13 protein-coding genes are annotated in these 21212 nt (G+C 41.3%); 9 read left to right on the top strand and 4 right to left on the bottom strand.

The window, feature by feature from the left end:
- Nucleotides 1–546 precede the first annotated feature (546 nt).
- Both RMZ95_RS06175 and RMZ95_RS06170 read left to right on the top strand, forming a co-directional pair.
- The gene (locus RMZ95_RS06175) at nt 547–1518 is read left to right on the top strand and encodes a YegS/Rv2252/BmrU family lipid kinase (protein ID WP_322684931.1); all 972 of its coding nucleotides are present in this window, start codon (nt 547–549) and stop codon (nt 1516–1518) included.
- Between the two features lie 107 nt (nt 1519–1625).
- On the top strand, nt 1626–3191 hold the full coding sequence (locus RMZ95_RS06170; protein ID WP_322672031.1) for a metallophosphoesterase: 1566 nt from the start codon (nt 1626–1628) through the stop codon (nt 3189–3191).
- A gap of 88 nt (nt 3192–3279) precedes the next feature.
- Here the strand turns inward: RMZ95_RS06170 and RMZ95_RS06165 are convergent, their stop codons facing one another.
- The 4 genes from RMZ95_RS06165 to RMZ95_RS06150 form a co-directional block, all read right to left on the bottom strand.
- Nucleotides 3280–3687, bottom strand: a complete 408-nt coding sequence (locus tag RMZ95_RS06165) for a hypothetical protein (RefSeq protein ID WP_322672032.1) — start codon at nt 3685–3687, stop codon at nt 3280–3282.
- Between the two features lie 344 nt (nt 3688–4031).
- Nucleotides 4032–4466, bottom strand: a complete 435-nt coding sequence (locus RMZ95_RS06160; protein WP_322672033.1) for a CAAD domain-containing protein — start codon at nt 4464–4466, stop codon at nt 4032–4034.
- A 184-nt stretch (nt 4467–4650) separates the two neighbouring features.
- Nucleotides 4651–5112, bottom strand: a complete 462-nt coding sequence (locus RMZ95_RS06155) for a BON domain-containing protein (protein WP_292741746.1) — start codon at nt 5110–5112, stop codon at nt 4651–4653.
- Nucleotides 5113–5254: 142 nt separating this feature from the next.
- Nucleotides 5255–6535, bottom strand: coding sequence for a general stress protein (locus RMZ95_RS06150; RefSeq protein WP_322684932.1), 1281 nt, complete (start codon nt 6533–6535; stop codon nt 5255–5257).
- Between the two features lie 528 nt (nt 6536–7063).
- Here RMZ95_RS06150 and RMZ95_RS06145 point away from each other — a divergent pair.
- The 7 genes from RMZ95_RS06145 (at nt 7064) to RMZ95_RS06115 (ending at nt 21195) form a co-directional block, all read left to right on the top strand.
- On the top strand, nt 7064–10186 hold the full coding sequence (locus tag RMZ95_RS06145) for an MFS transporter (protein ID WP_409882172.1): 3123 nt from the start codon (nt 7064–7066) through the stop codon (nt 10184–10186).
- Between the two features lie 475 nt (nt 10187–10661).
- The gene (locus tag RMZ95_RS06140; protein ID WP_409882168.1) at nt 10662–12143 is read left to right on the top strand and encodes a calcium-binding protein; all 1482 of its coding nucleotides are present in this window, start codon (nt 10662–10664) and stop codon (nt 12141–12143) included.
- An 857-nt stretch (nt 12144–13000) separates the two neighbouring features.
- Nucleotides 13001–13699, top strand: a complete 699-nt coding sequence (locus RMZ95_RS06135) for a calcium-binding protein (RefSeq protein WP_322684934.1) — start codon at nt 13001–13003, stop codon at nt 13697–13699.
- Nucleotides 13700–14984: 1285 nt separating this feature from the next.
- On the top strand, nt 14985–15623 hold the full coding sequence (locus tag RMZ95_RS06130; protein WP_322684935.1) for a calcium-binding protein: 639 nt from the start codon (nt 14985–14987) through the stop codon (nt 15621–15623).
- 462 nt (nt 15624–16085) lie between these two features.
- A complete protein-coding gene (ilvD, locus tag RMZ95_RS06125; protein ID WP_322684936.1) occupies nt 16086–17771 on the top strand; it encodes a dihydroxy-acid dehydratase in 1686 nt (561 codons plus the stop codon).
- Between the two features lie 405 nt (nt 17772–18176).
- Complete coding sequence (locus RMZ95_RS06120; protein WP_322684937.1) at nt 18177–18554, top strand: hypothetical protein; 378 nt, start codon at nt 18177–18179, stop codon at nt 18552–18554.
- A 34-nt stretch (nt 18555–18588) separates the two neighbouring features.
- Nucleotides 18589–21195 (top strand): caspase, EACC1-associated type, encoded by a 2607-nt coding sequence (locus tag RMZ95_RS06115; RefSeq protein WP_322684938.1) that lies wholly within the window; start codon nt 18589–18591, stop codon nt 21193–21195.
- The last annotated feature ends 17 nt before the right edge of the window (nt 21196–21212 follow it).

Here is a 21212-nt window from a genome sequence, read left to right as displayed (position 1 = left end):
CTACAAACCCTCAAGATTAACTTAGACATTGTACTAGTAGGCTGTAGTGGAATTTTGTCTACCTTTAATAAGTTGCTCAAACAACTTGTCTGATTAATGGAGATAGTAGCTAGATTTACGTATTGATGAGAGCGCAACTGAAGAGATGCCTAAAGTTTAATTCAATTGCCCTTCGCTACTAAACAGATAAACTTGCGATCGCTGATTTAACTTTGCTGAAACAACGACTCAAGAACAGTAATTTGCTCACTTCCCATAATATAGGAATTTCCTAAAGCCTGTCTATATACAATTCTGATGATGGCTTTAAATTTTTCTACCGATTAACCAAACATCCTTCTGGTTGAGTGAGTAATGTGAAACAGACGGTTAAAAATAGAGTTCTTTGGGAAGGTCTTAAGAACGATTAAAGGTTCTTGCCTTTTCTTGGTGCTATGATGCGATCGTCTAAAAAACTCAGCCCGAAAAGAGAAGTTGAAAATTTCTAGGAATGCTAAGAATAATTTGTTATCTTCATTAGTTATCCAAGCTTAGTTATTATACCTTATGAATCGTTCCGCCTGTCTGATTTTCAATCCTGTTGCGGGTCAGGGCGACCCAGATACAGAGCTAGCAGAAATTCGGGCAATATTAGAGCCAGAGATCGATCTAGATATTTATTTTACAACTGAAGAAATCGATGCCGACCAACTGGCATATCAAGCTATAGAGCGAGGAGTAGATGCAATCATTGCTTCCGGGGGGGATGGTACTCTCTCAATAGCGGCGGCGGCGGTAGTGGGAACTGATATCCCATTTGGGATCGTTTCCAGAGGAACAGCGAACGCTTTTGCCACAGCTTTAGGAATTCCTGACACGATCGCAGGTGCGTGTCAGACAATTTTGCAGGGAGCAACCACCCATGTAGACGTAGCCTATTGCAACGATCGCCCAATGGTACTTTTGGCAGGTATTGGCTTTGAAGCTGAAACTGTAGAATTGGCAGATCGAGACGCCAAAAATCGCTTTGGGATGATGGCCTACGTTTTGGCAGGAATCCAGCAATTAAGAAATTTAAAAAACTTTGATGTTGAAATTGAAACTGAAGATAGGATAATTAAAACTAGTGCCAGTGCAGTAACGGTAGCAAATGCCGCGCCTCCCACTTCAGTTTTGGCTCAAGGCCCAGCAGGTCTGGTTTATGATGATGGGTTACTAGATTTAACAATTGTAGCTCCAACTAACAAAGCAGGAGCGATCGCTGCCACGTTTCATCTATTTCAAACGGCTTCCACAGGTAACGCCGTTGAACGAGATGATATAGGTTTCCTGCGAGCCAAACAATTTAAAATTACTACAGAGCCACCACAAAAAGTTGTTCTAGATGGTGAAATAGTAGGCACAACACCTGTAGAAATTAAGTGTGTACCAGCAGGCTTAAGAATTTTCGTGCCATTAGTAGAAGAAGTTGAGCCGACCGAAAAACTAGAGGGACTCCCTAATCTGATTATTGAGATGAAAGATACAGCAGAAGAATGAGGGTATGGGGCATGGGGATTGAATCTTCAATTTTGAATTTTGAATTTTGAATTTTGAATTGATTTCTCCCTGCTCCCCTTCAATTGAAAACTCAGGAGTAGGTTGCATTGAAACTTGTATCCGATCCAACGATCGCTAATAAAATTCGGAAAATGAATCAGCGGGTACGATGGCAAGATCCGTTAATTGTGGAACGGGATATTGACCAAACTCGGCTGGTTTTGGAAGATGGTCAAACAGACAATTCTGAGTTCTCATTTTTAGTTGTCGGTGATAGTGGTTCCGGCAGGCATCGGGGACACAATCCCCAACGACAAGTAGCTGAACTTATGCTGCCCCATCACAACGAATCCCGTTTTATGCTGCATACGGGAGATGTGATTTATTTAGTGGGATCGAGTGAATACTACCAGCAAAACTTCATCCAGCCTTACCGAGAGTTTATCTCCGGCATAGAGCATCGCAAACGGATTGCTTACGACCAGATGGTTTTTAAGCTGCCCATTTTACCAGTGCCGGGAAATCACGATTACTATAACTTGCCGATTTTATTGAGCTTGGCATCCCTAACAACATTACCCATTCGCCAGCTGTTGCGATCGCGGTTAGACCTAGATGTGGGTTTACATGGCTCAAGATGCGGTGACGCTTACGCAAAGGCATTTCTTGACTATCTAAAGGCGTTTCAGCTTCCAGGAGAGTTAGCCAGCCACTTAGATCGGTATTACACAGCCAAGACAGATACAGGTCGTTGTCTTTCCTATCAACCTGGGGAATTTACCCGCCTTCCTAATCGCTATTACACATTTCGTTACGGCGGTATTGATTTCTTTGCTTTGGATTCTAATACCTTTAACGATCCACCACCGCTACCGAAAACAAAAAAAGGTAACGCCGATCGCAAACTCCTAGAAAAACGTCGCGAAGATTTAGAGCAAGAAAAACTGCAAATTATTGAAACCTCAGCCAAACTTCGACCGGAAGACCCCAGTGAAGCCGATCAATTAGACGACTTCCATGCCAAGATGTCACAAATTGAAGAAATTATTGTTGATATCGATAAGCAACTAGCCACTAATAAAACAACGCTGACTGACACTGAACAACTGGATTGGCTCAAGCAAAGATTAATTGAATCTTGGAATAATTCTGAAGTTCGAGGAAGGATAATTTATTTCCATCATCCTCCTTATGTAACTGAGGCGACGAAGTGGCAACAAGCACAAACTCTAATTGTTCGCGATCGCCTGCGTGGGGTACTGGATGCGGTAGCTAAAGAAATCGGTTCTTTAAATCAGGGTCGTCCTTTGGTAGATTTAGTAATAAATGGTCACGCACACTGCCTAGAACACCTAGAAACAATGGATACGGGACACGCTGATTCTCATATCCACTGGATTGTTTGTGGCGGTAGCGGGTTTAGTTTGCGACGCCAGCGAATTGAGGGAGCAGATTTGATGGAGGAGAATAGATTAGTGGCGCGATCGCATCTCTTCATCGGTCGCAACGGTCAAGGTTCTCAGAAGCGACGACCTTATTCAGGTTTACGTATTGATGTTAAAGGCGATAAACAGCCCAAGTTTATTGTCCGTCCTTTGGTTGCCGAATGGTATCAGCAGCAATGGCATAATCGCGAACTTGAGCCGTTGATTATCGAACCACACACAATCTAAAAAAAATTAGAGACGCAATTATTGCGTCTCTAGAAAACACCTATTTAGCCTTCTTACGTGTAATTGCACCCAGCAAAAGAGTTGTTAATTAAATTATTCCTGGGCCTCTACCGCGGCTGTCACCCTTATCTGTCAACTTGCCTTCCTCATCCTGATTAACTTCTCCAAGTTCTTCGATCCGCTGTTGCTTCTCTTCTGCGGCTTGCTGGCGTGCATCACCCGGTTCTTCGTAATACATTTCCGGTTCAATTGCATAGTTATTAGACAAACCTTCATTATCTATGGTATAGCCGTCAGTGGTACGTATACTTTCGGAATCGGTTTGATCGTCAGTAGGTGCTTCTGCTTCCCGTTCTTCCGTGGGAGTTTTTTTGAACTTATCTCCTTCTCTTTCCATTCTAGCGGCGGTTTCAGCAGGGATAATGCCGCGATCGTAATTATTGACTTCCGCTCTATCAGATGAATCTGTATCTCTCTTAACTGCTTCATTAGCCATAATTTATGTCCTCGTTAAAGAATCTATTAAATAACTTCATAAACTAGATTAGGCTGTTTCTCATCTCCAAGCTACTATCTGGAGAAGTGACTTAAATTTAAAAATAATGTTATATTCTCTATCTTTTGATGTATCTAAAACACTAAGCTTGAGTCCGGTTAAATACTGTGAATTAATATTTCTTGGTAGAACAAGAGTTTTAGTTGAAGCCAACTTAACATAAAAAGGGCAATTAGAAAATGCAACTATACAAGGCTTTACCCAAGTCGGCAGAACCGGACGAGAGTTTGCGTAGCTGCAAATTCTATTTGCCCGTGTAAACTCTTGTTTAATAGACAAAAAATTTACTCGCCCACGAATTGGTTTTTCAGTGATTGAATTTCATCGGCTAATTCTTGGCGAGTTGAAGCCTTCAGTAGATAACGGAAAACAAACCAACTGGTGTAACTAATTCCAACTAACTCAAAAAGTGGTGATAGTAGGGGAATATCATTGATTGCAGCTAGTACCGTCAGTACTACTCTAGCTGTAATAATCGCTGCCAAAATTAAAGCAACGCTTATTAGAGGCTGCTTATAGTCTCGAAAAAAGTCACTTAAGTATTGGGGCAGTTGCTCTAAAAATTGAGAAATTTGTCTGCTAATTTGCTGCCATTGAGATTCAGGTTCGGATGCTGGGGGTAACTTTGGCAAGTTTGCAGTATCAGTACCTTCAAGTGCTAGCGTACCTTGTGATAAGGAAGCATTGATCGATTCACGTTGCTGTTGTTCGGTTTCCATAGTTTTTATGTTTGGTAACTACAAGACTTTGTATAACTGTGAGCATCAAGAAATATAGTTATTAAGGTTGTCAGTTATCAATTATTAGTGGTCAGTTAAGCTTATTACTGACCACTCAGGTTTAGCAGGAGCAGTTAAATCGGTTTATCCTTACCTGCTCGCTTGGGTTTATTAGTTAGTTGCCTTAGTTAGTTACTTTGGCAACAGTTGCTTTCACAACTACACTATTCACACCTTTAATTTCCTTAGCTAATTTTTCAATTTTAGCCAATTCTTGCTGATTAGTGACAGTTCCAGCCACAGTCACAACACCACCATCTGCGGCATTAACTGTTAGTTGACTCTTGGGGATATTAGCCTCTAATTTGGAGCGAACTTCACTTTCTAAGTCAGCTTTAGCTCTTTTTGTATCGCCACCAGTAGTATTATTGCGCTGTTCGCGAGCGCGAATATCCTCATTGAGTTGTCTTCTACGAACTTCACTTTGTGCATCTTTTTGAGAAGCTTCTGTTGTTTTCGCAGTTGGTGTTTGGGGAGCCTCATTAGGATTGTTGGGTGCAGATTCACTTGTTTTAGAAGCGTTATCACAAGCAGCAACACCAAACACTAAAAGGCAACTAATTACGAAAGGGGTTAGCTTTTTCATTGGTTTAATTCTGAATCCGAAAATGAAATCTATTGATCTTTACGGCAAAGATGAGGAGCAAGTTTTTTTAGTCAGGAGCAAAGTTTTCAAATTATTGCTCCTGCAATTTTGTCTAATTAGTGTGAGTGAAAACTACTTTAGGTTAAAGTACTTCATCACGACGATCGACAATAACTACAGCAGGATCGTTTCTATGAGGCTCTGTTGAGTAATTGGGGCGAATCGGATCGACTACTGCTGCGTCATTATGCGTTACTCGGTCGGAACCTGGGCGATATTCACTAATCTCAGTAGCATCATAGATTGCAAATTCTTCAATACCTCGATGTTTGAGAATCGCTTCAGCTTGGTGGATTTCAGCTTCTGTACCATCGAGAATTACTAAATAGTCGCCTCTTTGAAAGCGATCGCCATAAACTCGCGCCCTGTCTTCAGGAATTCCCAAGCCAACAAGTGCGCCTACAATACTACCGGCTGCTGCACCGATCGCACCACCAGCTAATGTTGTCGCCAAAGCTGTTGCAACTGCGCCACCAGCAATTACAGGCCCGATTCCAGGAATTGCTAAAGTTCCAAGTCCAACTAATAAGCCGGTTAAGCCACCCAGAACACCGCCTGTAGCTGCTCCAGTTTTTGCGCCATCGTCTGCTTTATTACCAGTACCAACGTTTCTGTCTACATCTACACCATCGATCCCATGACCGTCTGTATTTTTGGCAATGATGGAGACTTGATTCAAGGAAAAACCTGCATCTCGTAATTCTGTAATTGCTGCTTCTGCATCTCGACGATGAGAAAATACCCCGATCGCACGTTTGGAAACACCACTATAACCCGCAGTCGCAGCTGGAGTCACATAACCAGTGGCTGGATTTGCCGCATCTGGGTGGTCGTAAATGCCAAACTCTTCCACACCCTGATGATTTAAAATTGATTCTGCTCTAAGTATTTCTGAATCTGTACCATCAATAATGACTAAATAGTGTCCTCGTCTAACACGTTCGTCATAAACTCTAGCTCGTTCTTCAGGAATTCCTAGACCAATTAATGCACCAAGTAAACTACCAGCTACTGCACCAATACCAACGCCAGCGAGAGTTGTAGCTAGGGTAGTTGCTGCGGCTCCAGCCAACATGATTGGCCCGATTCCAGGGATTGCTAAAGTGCCAAGACCAACTAATAAGCCAGTCAATCCTCCCAAAGCACCGCCTGTAGCTGCTCCGACTTTAGCACCTTCGTCAGATTGATCGCCAACGCGATCGCTCACATCCGCACCAGCTATATCGTCTCTGTCACCATCTTGGGTAATGACAGAAACTCTGTTCATGTCAAAGCCAACTTTTTTTAATTCATGTAAGGCGTGTTCAACATCTCGACGATGAGAAAATACACCTACAGCACGTTTATGTACACCGACTACCATTATTCTTTCTCCTCAGCAAACAAAAATCAATTATTTACTAATTCATAGCTCGTAGTAACCATTATTTATACATGTTTCTATTTAGTTTTCATCAATCGCTTGGAAGAATTTTTATCTCTATCATTAGATATAGGTAGTTTTATCTAAAGTTAGTAACTAAATCTCTACTAAAAAATATATTTTATTTTCTAAAGTTTTTATAACAATTATTCTCGGTTTTCAATATTTCAATAAAATTGATACTAAAATACATTATTTTCTCAGATTTGCTAGTGTAACCCACCCGCTCATAACGTTCTATATCAGTAGATACAGTTTTATGAGATTTATTTTTGCCTAATATTGACTCATAAATTTAACTAAATTATAAGTTTTTTTGAAACAAAAAATAAATATTTATTTCTTTTAAATACGACTTTTGGCTAACCAACTTATTACTAAAGAAAGTGCCAGCTTACATAAATGATAATTAAGCTGATAAATAAGCCTATGAATAGGTATTTAATTGAGTAAAAGTGAGAGAATATGATGTTTCAAGGTGTTCTAACTTTTTTTAAATGGAATTGGCTATCTTTTGGATCGGCGCCGATAACTTTAGCTCAGGAAGTACTAACTCCAGAAGAAGCATCAGTTGTTTTTTCTGGGCCTAAATTGTTGGTAGCACTGCTAGCTGGGGTTTTGATGGCATTTGCCTTTCAATTATTATTGACAAACTTTTCAGTCGCTGTCGGAATTTCATCTTGGGAAATAGGCTCAGATTCTGATGATGAGTCTGAAAGTTTGGGTAAGACAATTCGTAAAGGTCAAGCTAAAGTTGGTACTTGGGCATTAATAACCGTTAGCATTGCATTATTTATTGCTTGTTTTTTAGCAGTAAAACTTAGCCTAATCGAAAGCGCATTTTTAGGAGCAATTATTGGTGTAGTCATTTGGTCTACCTATTTTTCACTAGTAATTTGGTTGGGTTCATCAGCAGTAGGTTCTTTAATTGGTTCTATATCTAATACTGTTACTTCTGGTTTTCAAACTCTGATGGGCACGGCAACTGCTGGCATCGGTGCTAATACTGCAAAAAAACAGTTAGTTTCTACTGCTGAAGATATTACAGCCGTAGTCCGGCGGGAATTAACTTCAGGTTTTGATTCTGAAGGTATTAAAAATACTCTCCAAAGTTCTTTAAGTTCTCTGCAATTGCCAAAGCTGGATATCAAAGAAATTCGGAGTCAATTTGATCAACTTCTTAAAGATACAGATTTGCAATCTGTTGCTAATAGCGACCTATTGCAAAACGTTAATCGCCAAACATTTGTTGATTTAATCAGTAGCCGTAGCGATTTATCTCAAGAAGATATCAATAGCATTGCCGATCAATTTGAAGGTGCATGGCAACAAGCTTTAAATCGCAAAAATCCCACCGAACAAGTAATTAATTTACTGAAGTCTGCTACACCTGAAGAACTTAATTCCGATCGATTAGGTGAACGGCTGCAAGAATTGGTTACAATCGGAGGCGGTAATGGCAATGGTATAATCAAGCAAGCTATTACGTATGGCTTAAGTGCAGCTGCGCCAGCAGTTCTGGAACGGGTAAACCTTTCTAATATCGATGTGAACAAAATTACAACTCAGTTGCAAAAACTGAAAGAAAAAGTTCAAGATGTCGATGTCGAGCAAGTCACAGAACAATTTCAAAAGTTTAGAGAGGAAGCAACTGAGCAAGTATCTGCAAAATTACCCATATCACTGGAAAATGCAATTAAGGCAGATGTAGAAGACTACATATTGCATTCGTTTCCTTGGCACTTCAATCGAATTACCCTAATAGATGAATTTAAAGAAGTCATCTATGACGTAAATGCAGATCCAACAACTGTGAGACGAGAGTTGGAAGAAATCAATCAAGAATATTTCACCAACTTACTAAAGCAGCGCGGTGATATTAGCGAAGCTAGGGTAAAAGAAATTTCCGAACAAATGGAAAGCGATCGCCTGGAAGTTTTAGAAACTGTCAAACAGGTTCAAACAAGAGAAAAAGGGCAAGATTTCCGCAGCCGCATCGAAGATTATCTGCGTTCTACGGGTAAAGACGAACTCAATCCCGAAGGTATTGAACGAGACTTTGGCAACTTGCTAGACGATCCACAAGCTGGCTTTGAAGATTTAAATAGCCGCTTCGGACAATTTGACCGCGATACTTTTGTACAATTGCTCCAACAGCGTCAAGATATCAACGAAGAGGAAGCTAATAATATTGTTAGTCAACTCGAACGCAACCGCGATAATCTCTTGAATCGTGCTAGAGAATTGCAAGAACAAGCAAAAGCGAAAGCCGATGAACTGCGTCAAAGAGTTGAAGACTATCTGCAAAATACTAATAAAGACGAACTCAATCCCGAAGCGATCAAACGTGAGTTTAGAGTTTTACTAGACGATCCCCAAGCCGGAATTAGCCTCTTACGATCGCGTCTATCGCAATTTGACCGCGATACTTTAGTACAATTGCTCAGTCAGCGTCAAGATTTGAGCGAAGAACAGATAAACCAAACTCTCGATCAGCTAGAAGCAGTCCGAGATAGTATTTTGCAAGTACCGCAACAAGCGAAAGAACAGTACGAAAAAACTACAAAAGCGATCGCCGAATATCTTCGCAATACCAACTTGGAAGAACTTAACCCAGAAGGTATCAAAGCCGATTTGGAAAAATTACTCGACGATCCTCAAGCTGGAGCCTTAGCACTGCGCGATCGCTTGTCTAATGTCGATCGAGAAACCTTGGTAAAACTCGTGAGTCAACGCGGCGACTTGAGCCAAGAGCAAGTTAATCAAATTATCGATCGCGCTCAAGATGCCATTGGTGATATTCTGAGAGCGCCACGACGTTTAGCCAAGCGCACCACTCAACAAGCTTTAGATTTTGAAGCCAATCTCGAAGAATATCTGCGTAATACTAACAAAGATGAACTCAACCCCGAAGGAATCAAACGCGATTTACAATTGCTGCTGTCTTCTCCCCGCGCTGGACTTGGGAGTTTAAGCGATCGCGCCGCGAAATTTGACCGTTCGACAATTGTGGCGCTATTATCCCAACGTGAGGATATCTCAGAAGAGGAAGCTAACCGAATTGTCGATCAAATTGATTCTGTTCGCAGCTCGATTGTCGAACAATTCCAACAGATTCAGCAGAGAGTGCAATCAGTGCTAGACGGAGTTTTTGCCAAAGTTCGCAACTATCTCAACTCCCTGAATCTTCCTGAACTCAACTATGAAGGCATTAAGCAAGACTTTGCAAAAGTCTTCGACGATCCCCAAGCCGGATTTGAAGCATTGCGCGATCGCCTCAGTGAATTCGATCGTGACACCTTAGTTGCTGTATTGAGTTCTCGTGAAGATATTTCCGAAGCGGATGCTAACCGCATTATTAACCAAATAGAAGCGGCGCGGGATGGCGTATTACAACGAGCCGAACGCATTCAGAAAGAAACTCAAAAACGCCTGAAAGCGATTCAAGAGCAAGCCAAAAAGCAAGCTGAAGAAACCAAGAAAACCGTTGCCAATGCTGCATGGTGGATATTTGGGACAGCGATTACTTCTCTTTGCGCCAGTGCGATCGCAGGTGCGATCGCTGTAACTGGCATAACTCTACCTGGATAAATAAAATATCTGCATAATCAGGAATTTTGAGAAATACAAAGTGGCATTCAGTCTTTATAAATGAATGCCACTTTTTTATTTATAAAAAAAGTATCGCGATCTCAAGTCCCGTTAATTATTATTTCTTAAATCTAGAAAAAAGTAAGCTTGAGGTAGTATCATACTTTTATTATTCTGAATACAGAAAAAATGTCCTAAAACCTATGCAATTCCGTAGAAGATAATCTGCTTATTTGCTAGCAGATTGCTGCTAGAAACTGTGAATTCATTAGGTACAAGGACATAACATGACTCTTGGCACAATCTATTTTGATGCCAATATCATCAATAGATCCAGTGTTTCTCAAATCTTTAGACTTAACAGCAAAGACCTGATTAAAACAGGTCTAATTTGTTATATCTTCCTACTCGTTATTTCTCCACTGGGGAAGTGGCAAATTAATTTTTTACCCTCTAAATTCAGGATAAATTCACTATGCCAACCATTAACGGTACTAATCAGCCTGACAATCTTGGTAATTCTTTTTCTGTTCTACCTAATATCATCAACGGATTTGACGGTAACGATACAATTAGGGGCGGAAGAGGCAACGATACGATTAATGGTGGTTCTGGCGACGATAGAATTAACGGCGGAAACGGTAATGATAGCCTTCTGGGCGGATCTGGCAGCGATACGATTGACGGGGGAAGAGGCAACGATATAATTGACGGCGGATCTGGCAACAATACGATTGACGGCGGATTTGACGGTGACGATAAGATTCAAGGTGGTAATGGCAACGATAGGATTCAAAGCGGATCTGGCAACGATACAATTAACGGCGTATCTGGCAACGATCGGATTGACGGCGGATCTGGCGACGATACAATTAACGCTGGTTCTGGCAACGATACGATTAACGCTGGTTCTGGCAACGATACGATTAACGCCGCAGTGGGGAACAATATAATTAACGGTGTTTCTGGCAACGATACGATTAACACCGGATCTGGCGACGATACAATTAACGCTGGTTCTGGCAACGATACGATTAACGCTGGTGATGGCAATAATACGATTGATGGTGGATATGACAACGATATAATTAACACCGGATCTGGCAACGATAGGATTCAAGGCGGATCTGGCAACGACACGATTAACGGCGGATCTGGGAACAATAGGATTGACGGCGGATCTGGCGACGATAAGATTGACGGTGGATTTGGCAACGATACGATTAACGCCGGTTCTGGCAACGATACGATTAACGCCGGAGCGGGGAACAATATAATTAGCGGTGTATCTGGCAACGATCGCATTAACACCGGATCTGGTGACGATACAATTATTGGCGGATTTGGCAATGATACGATTAACGCCGGTGATGGTAAAAATACGATTGACGGCGGATCTGACGACGATATCATTAATACTGGATCTGGCAACGATAAGATTGACGGCGGATCTGGCAACGATAAGATTGACGGCGGATCTGGCAACGATAAGATTAACGGCGATTCTGGCGACGATAACCTGGTTGGCGGATTGGGCAACGATAGCCTAGTTGGCGGATCTGGCAATGATACGATTAGCGGTGATTTTGGTAACGGTGGTATCCTCACGGGTGTCAGTGGAACTGATGTTCTCACTGGAGGATTGGGTAACGATGTTTTCGATTTCAACTTCGTTTCAGAGAGTCAACCTGGTTTTTTACAGGATGCGATCGCTGATTTTGTAGGAAACGGCATCCTTGCAGGGGATCAAATCGATCTATCTACTATCGACGCCAACTCCACTAAAGAGGGCAACCAAGCCTTCACTTTTATCGGGAGTCGTGCATTCTCTGCAATCGGTCAAATCCGTTATTCAGGAGGTATTCTCCAAGGTAGTACTGATGGCGATCTGTTGGCTGAGTTTGAAATTCGGCTTACAAGAGCGCCACAGCTAGTGGAAAGCGACATTATCCTTTAATTTAATATTATCTGCCTTAAAAATAAGGCAGAATGCAGAATTTTGATAATTGAATAGTCACAAAGAGAGATAAGTTTAGCTTGCCTTTCTAATAGTTTATAATTATTAAATTGCGCCACCTCTACATCAGAAAATTAGGTAATATAATCGCAACTGTTGCAATGATGCTACTGAATGAAGAAATGTCAGAGAATTTGAGAAGGCACATTGTAACGCAAGGGATGTAGCGATCGCACTGGTTAACAAGGCTTTTAAGTTATTGGCAATTACTTCCTTATATATAACTAGATAAATAACCGAATAAATCTCAAAAAGTAAAACCAACCCTATCTGAATAAAGGTTTCAGATTTTGTTTTAGCGAGAGGAATAAAAAAGGGATAATTACTCTTTCTTATAGATAGAAAAAAGTAGGCTTGAAAGTAATAGTATAGTGTTGTGATTGTGGATAAAATCAAAACGTTCTAAAAGTTATGCGCTTTTGTAGGAGGAAATCAGCTTGTTTCATACCATCCTACTACTGCAACCAGTAAAGATATAAGAACATGACATTACTCTTGGCATAATTTTGATGCCAATATCATCAATACATCTAGTGCTTGTCAAATCTTCAAACTTAACACCAAAGACCTGTTCCAATCAAGTGTGGTTCAGTTATCTCTACCCACTCGTTATTTTTTTGCCTTGTCTTCTCGGCGTTGCTGAATGAAAGTGTGAAATTTAAAAATTAAATATTTGAAACTGTTTCCTTTACACCTTTGAGGGAAACCAAATTCATCCTCTTAATCAGCAACACCGTTTTCTGATGGGAAAGTGACGAGGTTATTTTTTACCCTCTAAGTTCAGGAGAAACTTACTAATGGCAATTATCGAAGGTAGCATTTTTAATGACAACAATACCATCAACGGTTCCCCACTAATCTTTCGTCCTGCCCTCAATGGGGGTGCTGGCAGCGATATCCTGAATGGCAACGCCGGCAACGATATCTTAAATGGGGGTGCTGGCAGCGATATCCTTAATGGCAATGCCGGCGACGATAGTCTAAATGGCGATGCTGGCAGCGATATCCTTAACGGTAATGCTGGCAGCGATACCCTTAACGGTAATGCTGGCAGCGATATCCTTAACGGTAATGCTGGCAGCGATCTTCTCACTGGCGGTGCTGGCAACGATACCCTAAATGGGGGTGCTGGCAGCGATATCCTTACTGGCGGTGCTGGGACTGATTCTCTTACTGGCGGTGCTGGCAACGATATTTTCGATTTCAATTCAGTTTCAGATAGTCCTACTGGTTTGTCACGAGATATTATCGCTGACTTCGTTGGAAACGGTATCTTTGCAGGCGATCAAATCGATCTATCTACCATTGACGCTAACTCCAGTGTAGCGGGCAACCAAGCCTTTAGTTTCATTGGTGCTGCCGCATTCTCAGCAGCCCGTCAGGTTCGTTATTCAGGAGGTACTCTTGAAGCTAACATTGATGGGGATCTCTCACCTGAGTTTGAGATTGGACTGACAGGAGCACCATCACTAGTGGCAAGCGACATCATCCTATAGTCTAATATACCTCTTGCAAAAGCGCTGAACACCCTACTTCTAAGAGCAAGCATTTAGGAGTAGGGTTCTTATTTATGATTTATGCAAACAGTCTAATATTGAAGAATAATTTAGGTGCAAAGCCAAACATACTCCAACTGTGAGAAAATGCAGTAGGCTTTAACCTGTCAACAATGATATCGCTATAATCAAGCACAGTTAAATACTAACAAAGTTGCTCATATCAACTGCACCTAACAGAAGCACATCTAAAAAATAGAAAATTACCAATGCTGCGTATGTATGAGAAAATCTGTTAATACAATCAATCGCAAAACTTGTGATGATGCCAGAATAGCTAAATTGTAACGTTAGGGAATGCAGCGATGTCTACGACGGGCTATTCGCGTCGCACTGGTCTAACAAGGGAATGGCACTAAGTTAAAATACAACCCTAATTACGATCCTGGGAGGCTCTGCCTCCAATGGCTTTAGCAGAGGCAGCAGCCCTCTCGAAATACATTTCCAGTCTTAAGACTGGGAACGAATTCAAGTTACACAAATCTTTAGGCTTTTCTTCGGGTCATGTGTCTAACAAAGCTTTTAACTTATTGGTAATTATTTGTTATCAAGTTACACAAATCTTAAGGCTTTTCTTTGTGTCATATGTCTAACAAAGCTTTTAACTTATTGGTAATTATTTGTTATATATAACTACAGAAACCACTAAAAAAATATCAATATGCAAAACCAACTCTATCTGGACAAAGGTTTTGTATTTTATTCTGGACAGAGAATAAAAAAGTGAATTATTATTTTTTTTGAGAAAAAAATCTGCTGAGGGTAATACTATAGTATTGTTATTATGAATACAGTATTAATGTTATTAACTCTATATAATCACGTAGAAAAAATCTACTGTTCCTGAGTAGTTTCCAACTGAAACAACTGAAAATAGAAGGTACAAGGGCATCAGATGATTTTTGGTACAAATATGAAATAAATATCATTAAATACATCTATTACTTCTTAAATATTCTCAAATACTCTCGAATATTCAAACTTAATAGTAAAGGACTATTCCAATCAGGTTTGTTCAACAATATACTCCAATTATTGATATTTTGACCTGGTTTTGTCGGCATTGCTGAATGAAAGTATGGAATTCCCAAATTCCATGTTTTAAATTGTTTGCTTTATGCATTTGAAGGAAATCAAATTCATACTCTTAATCAGCAATGCCGTTTTATAATGGAAAAGTAAAGAGGTAATTTTTTTTTCCTCTAAGTTTAGGAGAAACTCATCAATGGCAACTTCAATATCAATCTCCTCCGGTAGCGGCAGTGTTAGCGCCAGCTCTAGTAGTTATAGCAGTAGCGGTGGCAGTAGCAATAGCAGTAGCAGTAGTAGCAATAATGGTCAGAGCGATGTCATTAATACTAGTGGTGGCAACAGCACCCTTGTAGGTGGTAGTGGCAAGAGTATCCTTAACGCTGGTGGTGGCAATGATAGCCTCTTTGGTAACGCTGGCAACGATATTCTTAACGGTGGTGCTGGCAACGATACGCTCAATGGCGGTACTGGGGATGATGTCCTGGCTGGCGGTAGTGGAAAAGATATTCTCACTGGAGGATCGGGTAATGATGTTTTCAAGTACAACTCAATTTCTGATACTCCACTTTCGGGACGCGATATAATCACTGACTTTCGTGGAAATGGAACCTTGTCAGGCGATCGCATCGATCTATTTAATATTGATGCCAACTCCACTATTGGAGGCAACCAAGCTTTCACTTTCATTGGGAGTTCCCAATTCTCCGCACCCGGCCAAATCCGTTATTCAGGAGGTATTCTCGAAGGTAGCACTGATGGGGATCGCTCGGCTGAGTTTCAAGTTCGGCTTATAGGAGCACCACAAGTAGTGTCAAGTGACTTCATTCTTTAATTTAATATTCCTGCCTTGAAAATAAGGCAGGAGGCAGAAGGTAGAAGGCATTAGAGAATGAAAATATCTCTTTCCCAGTCTTCAATCCCTAGTCACTATTTTCAAGGCAGATATAATTTTGAAGAAGAACTCTAGTGCAAAGTTAGAGTGTCTCCATCTGTGCACCGGAATCAATATCAATATACTAAGCTTATAAATGTGGAAAGTCAGTGCCTCACCTTGGGGCAATGACTTTTTTTCATATTTAAATTCGTGTATTTCCGGCACTCTAGATGCTATACACATAAGAATCATCCCTATTTAACACAAACGCTTAGATGAAGATTTATTCTAATTAGGGCTGACCAAAAGACACGGTGAAACATAGAGAATTACTCATATTCGATCGCACCGCCCAGGCATGAGAAAATCATCAGGTAATACAATCGCAACAGTTGCGATGATGGCACGGAAGGAAAAAAGATGTCGGAGAATTTGAAAAGCCAAGTTGTAACGCAAGGAGTGCAGCGATCGCCTAATCGAGCTATGCTGCGTGCAGTTGGTTTTAAAGATGAAGATTTCAATAAAGCTATTGTGGGCATTGCCAACGGCTACAGTACGATCACTCCCTGTAATATGGGGATAAATCAACTGGCACAAAGGGCAGAAGTTGGGATTAAAACCGCCGGAGCGATGCCGCAAGTGTTCGGCACGATTACCATTAGCGATGGGATTTCGATGGGAACTGAAGGGATGAAATATTCCTTAGTATCGCGGGAAGTGATTGCCGATTCCATTGAAACCGCCTGTACTGGACAAAGTATGGATGGTGTGCTGGCTATTGGCGGTTGTGATAAAAATATGCCAGGGGCAATGCTGGCGATCGCTCGGATGAATATCCCTGCAATATTCGTTTACGGTGGTACAATTAAACCCGGTCACTATAATGGACGCGATTTAACTGTTGTCAGTTCTTTTGAAGCTGTTGGTCAATACAGTGCTGGAAAAATTGACGAAAAGGAATTATTAGAGGTTGAAGGTCGAGCTTGTCCTGGTGCTGGTTCCTGTGGAGGAATGTTCACAGCTAACACCATGTCTTCAGCATTTGAAGCGCTGGGGATGAGTTTACCCTATTCTTCAACAATGGCGGCAGAAGATGCCGAAAAAGCCGACAGCACGGAAAAATCAGCATTTGTGTTAGTCGAAGCGATTCGCAAACAAATATTACCCCGGCAAATTATCACTCGCAAATCTATAGAGAATGCTATCTCTGTGATTATGGCAGTCGGTGGTTCGACCAATGCAGTGCTGCATTTTTTAGCGATCGCCCGCGCCGCTAATGTAGAGTTAACTATAGACGACTTTGAAACTATCCGCGCTCGCGTTCCCGTTTTGTGCGATCTAAAACCAAGCGGTAAATATGTCGCTACAGATTTGCACAAAGCTGGTGGTATTCCGCAAGTCATGAAGATGTTACTTGTGCATGATTTATTACACGGTGATAGCCTCACGATCAGCGGTCAAACCATTGCAGAGATATTAGCAGACATCCCAGAAGAACCATCTGTCAATCAAGATGTGATTCGGACTTGGGATAACCCGATGTATCCTCAAGGACATTTAGCCATCCTCAGAGGTAATTTGGCAACGGAAGGAGCTGTCGCCAAAATTACTGGGGTGAAAAAACCAGTAATTACCGGGCCTGCACGGGTGTTTGAGTCGGAAGAAGCCTCTTTAGATGCAATTTTGGCGGGTAAAATTCAAGCTGGTGATATTCTAGTCATCCGCTACGAAGGGCCTAAAGGCGGCCCTGGAATGCGTGAAATGTTGGCTCCCACCTCAGCAATTATCGGGGCTGGTTTGGGTGATGCTGTAGGATTAATTACCGACGGACGCTTTTCTGGCGGTACTTACGGCATGGTGGTTGGTCATGTTGCACCAGAAGCAGCAGTTGGTGGGGCGATCGCGCTTGTAGAAGAAGGCGATAGTATTACTATTGATGCACCCGCTCGTTTGTTGCAGTTGAACGTATCTGAAGAAGAACTGGCCCGTCGTCGTGCCAATTGGCAACCTCCGGCTCCGCGTTACACTAAAGGCGTGTTGGCAAAATATGCCAAATTGGTATCTTCTAGCAGTATTGGTGCTGTGACAGATTTGGACTTGTTTTAGTTAACCTGACAACTGTGGCGCAAGTTTGCCTACCTTTAACAAGGGGCTGAAGCCCCTTGTCTGGTTATTTGAGATGGTCGCTGAATTTTCGCTGTTCTGTAATAGTTTGATCTAGCGATCGCTTCTAAAGAAGTTGCAAAGACAAACTCACTAACTTACTTTGCGATCGCAAGCGTGGTAAAACAAATTGCTGTATCGAAAGAAATACTGTTGATTGCCTCTAAGTTTTGAAGCTATTGAAAAGGGATGTTCTGTATTTATACCAGATTTGTACCTGAATTTTATGAGTTTTTGGAAAAATCTTGAAAAAGTTTCAGGAAATTTACATAGAAGAAGTGATGTCAATCGATATACTACAGAAATACCATTGACCATCAACTGCTGAAAAACCTAAAAGGGCACAAAATGAGTTCTGAATCTAACGTCAAACTGACGATCGCTCTTTCTAATCCAGATTTAGATGCAGAGGAGCAAGAACGGGAAGCACGGAATCTGCTGCGAGAAATCAAAGACTTAGATGTTGAAAGTGCTGAACTAGTAGCAGCTACAGAAATACCTGAAGGAGCCAAATCTGTTGGTGGTTTTCTGGTGGGGGTGTTGCAGGCAGAGGTGAGCCTTGCCAATTTTAAGAAATTGTTGGGATTTTTGGGCGATCGCTTGGGTAACAAAACCATTGAATTGGAAGTTGAAGCTAACGGCAAAAAACTGAAGGTGAAAGCTAGCAGTCAGGAAGAGTTAAACGCCGCCATTGAACAAGCGCAAAAGTTCATCGCAGGTAGCTAGCCGATAAATTCCATAAATAAAGGAGAATAGCAACATGGCGAAGGTAGCGCTGCTAATTGGTGTAAGCGAGTATGGAGCAGATATTACCTCATTGCTTGCGGCTACAAAAGATGTGGAGGCAATGCAGCGAGTTTTACTAAACCCAGAAATGGGAGGATTTGCCGAGACGGATGTTACAGCATTAAAAAATCCTGATCGGCAAGAAGTGGAAGATGCGATATACAGACTTTTTGCCAATCGCCAAAAAGAAGACCTGTTGCTGTTTTACTTCTCTGGTCATGGAATAAAAGATGAAAACGGCAAGCTTTACTTATCAAACTGTAATACTCGTAAAGAGAATGGAAGGCTAGTTAAGCACCTAGCACTAGCAGCTAGTGTTCTGAACGAAAATATGAATGAAAGCAAATCTGAGAGACAGGTGGTGATTTTGGATTGCTGCTTTAGTGGTGCAATTGCTCGGGATATGACTCCAAGAGACGACAGCACGGTAAATTTGCAAGAGGAGCTAGGCGGAAAAGGGCGAGCAATTCTGACTTCTTCCACATCCACTCAGTATGCATTTGAGCAGGAAGGTTTAGAACTTTCAGTTTACACACGCTATCTAGTGGAGGGAATTGAAAAAGGAGCAGCCGATAAAGACGGAGATGGACGGATTTCTGTTGATGAACTGCATGAATATGCCAGTATTAAAGTCAAGCAAGAAGCCCCAGCAATGACACCGAAAATATACCCAGTGGAAGAAGGTTACAAAATTTACCTGTCTAAAGCACCAAAAGGTGATCCAAAGCTTATTTATCGCAAACTAGTTCAAGAATTGGCAAAGGAAGGCAGTGGTGAAATTCATGAACTCGATCGCATTATATTACAAGTGAAACAGGAGAATCTGGAACTAACGCTTGAGGACACAAAATCAATTGAAGCAGAGGTTTTAAAACCTTACCAAGAGTATAAAAGAAAATTGGAAAAGTATGAAGAGGCTTTCTACAAGGCGATAGAATCAGATTCTAATCTCAGTGAGAGAACTCGTACTAGGTTGAAACGTCTTCAGGAACTTTTAGTACTTAGGGATGAAGATATAAAACCAATTGAAGACCGAATTCGTGAGAGAGAAGATTCAACAACTCTCGGCGGCAAAAATAAAGATACAGCAAAAAGAGAAGATATCATAATTCGCAAACAGTCAAATGCCCGGACTCGGATAAATACTCGGCCTACCCAAAATAACAATTTTCTACAATACATAGTAGCCAGCGTCATCGGAGTAATTGGAGTAGGTATTGGCGTTGGCAGTACTGTATTCTACTTTTTGATAACCAAACATACATCTCAACCTGTAGTTCCGCCTATAGTAAATTCCTGTGGTAAAGAGACCTATAGTTTGAATGACAGAATTAGCCTGGGTGAAGAAATTTTATTAAAACAAGATACAAATCCAGATAAAGAAGCTGGAGTTCAAGCATTTTTAAATGGTGATTGTCAGACTGCTATTAATAAGTTTAATTCATACCGTCAAGCGAATCTTACTAATAGAACAGACCCAGAAACATTGATTTACTTGAATAATGCTAAAGCTCGTCAGAAAGGAGATCGGCTCAAAATTGCTGTGAGCGTACCTATTGGGACAAATCCAAATGTAGCAAAAGAGATACTGCGCGGTGTGTCCCAAGCTCAAGATGAGGTGAATAGCAGTGGCGGTATCAATGGCAAAGTTTTGGAGGTAGCGATCGCTAATGATGATAACGATCCAAGTGAATCTGCACAGCTTGCCACTCGGTTTGGCAAAGATGCCAACATCTTAGCTGTCGTGGGACATAATTCTAGTAATGCTTCTCTCTCAGCAGCCCCAGTCTATCAAAAAGACGGGTTAGTGATGATCTCTCCCACCAGTTATGCCCAAAACCTTGATAGGGTTGGCAATTATATCTTCCGTACTGCTCCTAGTGTTAAATCCATAGCTGATAGCGTCTCTAATTACGCCATTAAAATAGCGGGTAAAACCAATTTTCTTATCTGTGTTGATTACCAAGGGATAGATAATCAGTCGTTTAACAATGAGTTTGTTAAAGCGATAAAAGCTGCTGGCGGTCAGATTAATTCTACAGAATGCGATATTTCTGCTCGTGACTTTAACCCTAGTGCTGTCATTTCTCAAGCTGTACGTAGCGATGCTAATGCCTTGGTGTTAGGTCTTTATGTAGACAAAATAAAGCAAGGTCTAGCGGTGGTACAATCTAATCAAGGGCAGTTGACTGTATTTGGTAGTCCTACACTTTTCACTGACGAAACCTTAAGGAATGGCAGCGGTATCAACGGACTGATAATCTCTGCACCTTGGTATCCCACAGCTTTTCCTAATAACATCTTTCCGCAAAAAGCCCAAAAAGTTTGGGGTGCAACTGTCAATTGGCGAACAGCTACGGCTTATGATGCAACCTTGGCGATCATCGCAGGTTTACAACGAACTAACAGACGCGATGAATTACAAAAAGAGTTGCATAGTCCGAGTTTTTCAGTCGATGGTGCAACGGGAAAGATTCAGTTTTTACCATCAGGCGATCGCTTAAACAATGAAATATTCTTAGTTAAAGTTCAACAAATATCTGGCAGTGATAAATATCAATTTGTGCCGATTAAACCTTAGTCTTGTAGCAATTAATA

Source organism: Nostoc sp. DedQUE07 (assembly GCF_034530975.2).
In the GTDB taxonomy this organism is placed as follows: Bacteria; Cyanobacteriota; Cyanobacteriia; order Cyanobacteriales; family Nostocaceae; genus Nostoc.
The sequence above is the reverse complement of the archived record's forward strand: the minus strand, read 5'-3'. Positions and strand labels throughout refer to the sequence as shown.

Coding starts and splice junctions, on each gene's coding strand:
- RMZ95_RS06175 (WP_322684931.1), top strand. CDS start 547: ATGAATCGTTCCGCCTGTCTGATTTTCAATCCTGTTGCGGGTCAGGGC.
- RMZ95_RS06165 (WP_322672032.1), bottom strand. CDS start 3,687: ATGGCTAATGAAGCAGTTAAGAGAGATACAGATTCATCTGATAGAGCG.
- RMZ95_RS06160 (WP_322672033.1), bottom strand. CDS start 4,466: ATGGAAACCGAACAACAGCAACGTGAATCGATCAATGCTTCCTTATCA.
- RMZ95_RS06155 (WP_292741746.1), bottom strand. CDS start 5,112: ATGAAAAAGCTAACCCCTTTCGTAATTAGTTGCCTTTTAGTGTTTGGT.
- RMZ95_RS06150 (WP_322684932.1), bottom strand. CDS start 6,535: ATGGTAGTCGGTGTACATAAACGTGCTGTAGGTGTATTTTCTCATCGT.
- RMZ95_RS06145 (WP_409882172.1), top strand. CDS start 7,064: ATGTTTCAAGGTGTTCTAACTTTTTTTAAATGGAATTGGCTATCTTTT.
- RMZ95_RS06140 (WP_409882168.1), top strand. CDS start 10,662: ATGCCAACCATTAACGGTACTAATCAGCCTGACAATCTTGGTAATTCT.
- RMZ95_RS06135 (WP_322684934.1), top strand. CDS start 13,001: ATGGCAATTATCGAAGGTAGCATTTTTAATGACAACAATACCATCAAC.
- RMZ95_RS06130 (WP_322684935.1), top strand. CDS start 14,985: ATGGCAACTTCAATATCAATCTCCTCCGGTAGCGGCAGTGTTAGCGCC.
- ilvD (WP_322684936.1), top strand. CDS start 16,086: ATGTCGGAGAATTTGAAAAGCCAAGTTGTAACGCAAGGAGTGCAGCGA.
- RMZ95_RS06120 (WP_322684937.1), top strand. CDS start 18,177: ATGAGTTCTGAATCTAACGTCAAACTGACGATCGCTCTTTCTAATCCA.
- RMZ95_RS06115 (WP_322684938.1), top strand. CDS start 18,589: ATGGCGAAGGTAGCGCTGCTAATTGGTGTAAGCGAGTATGGAGCAGAT.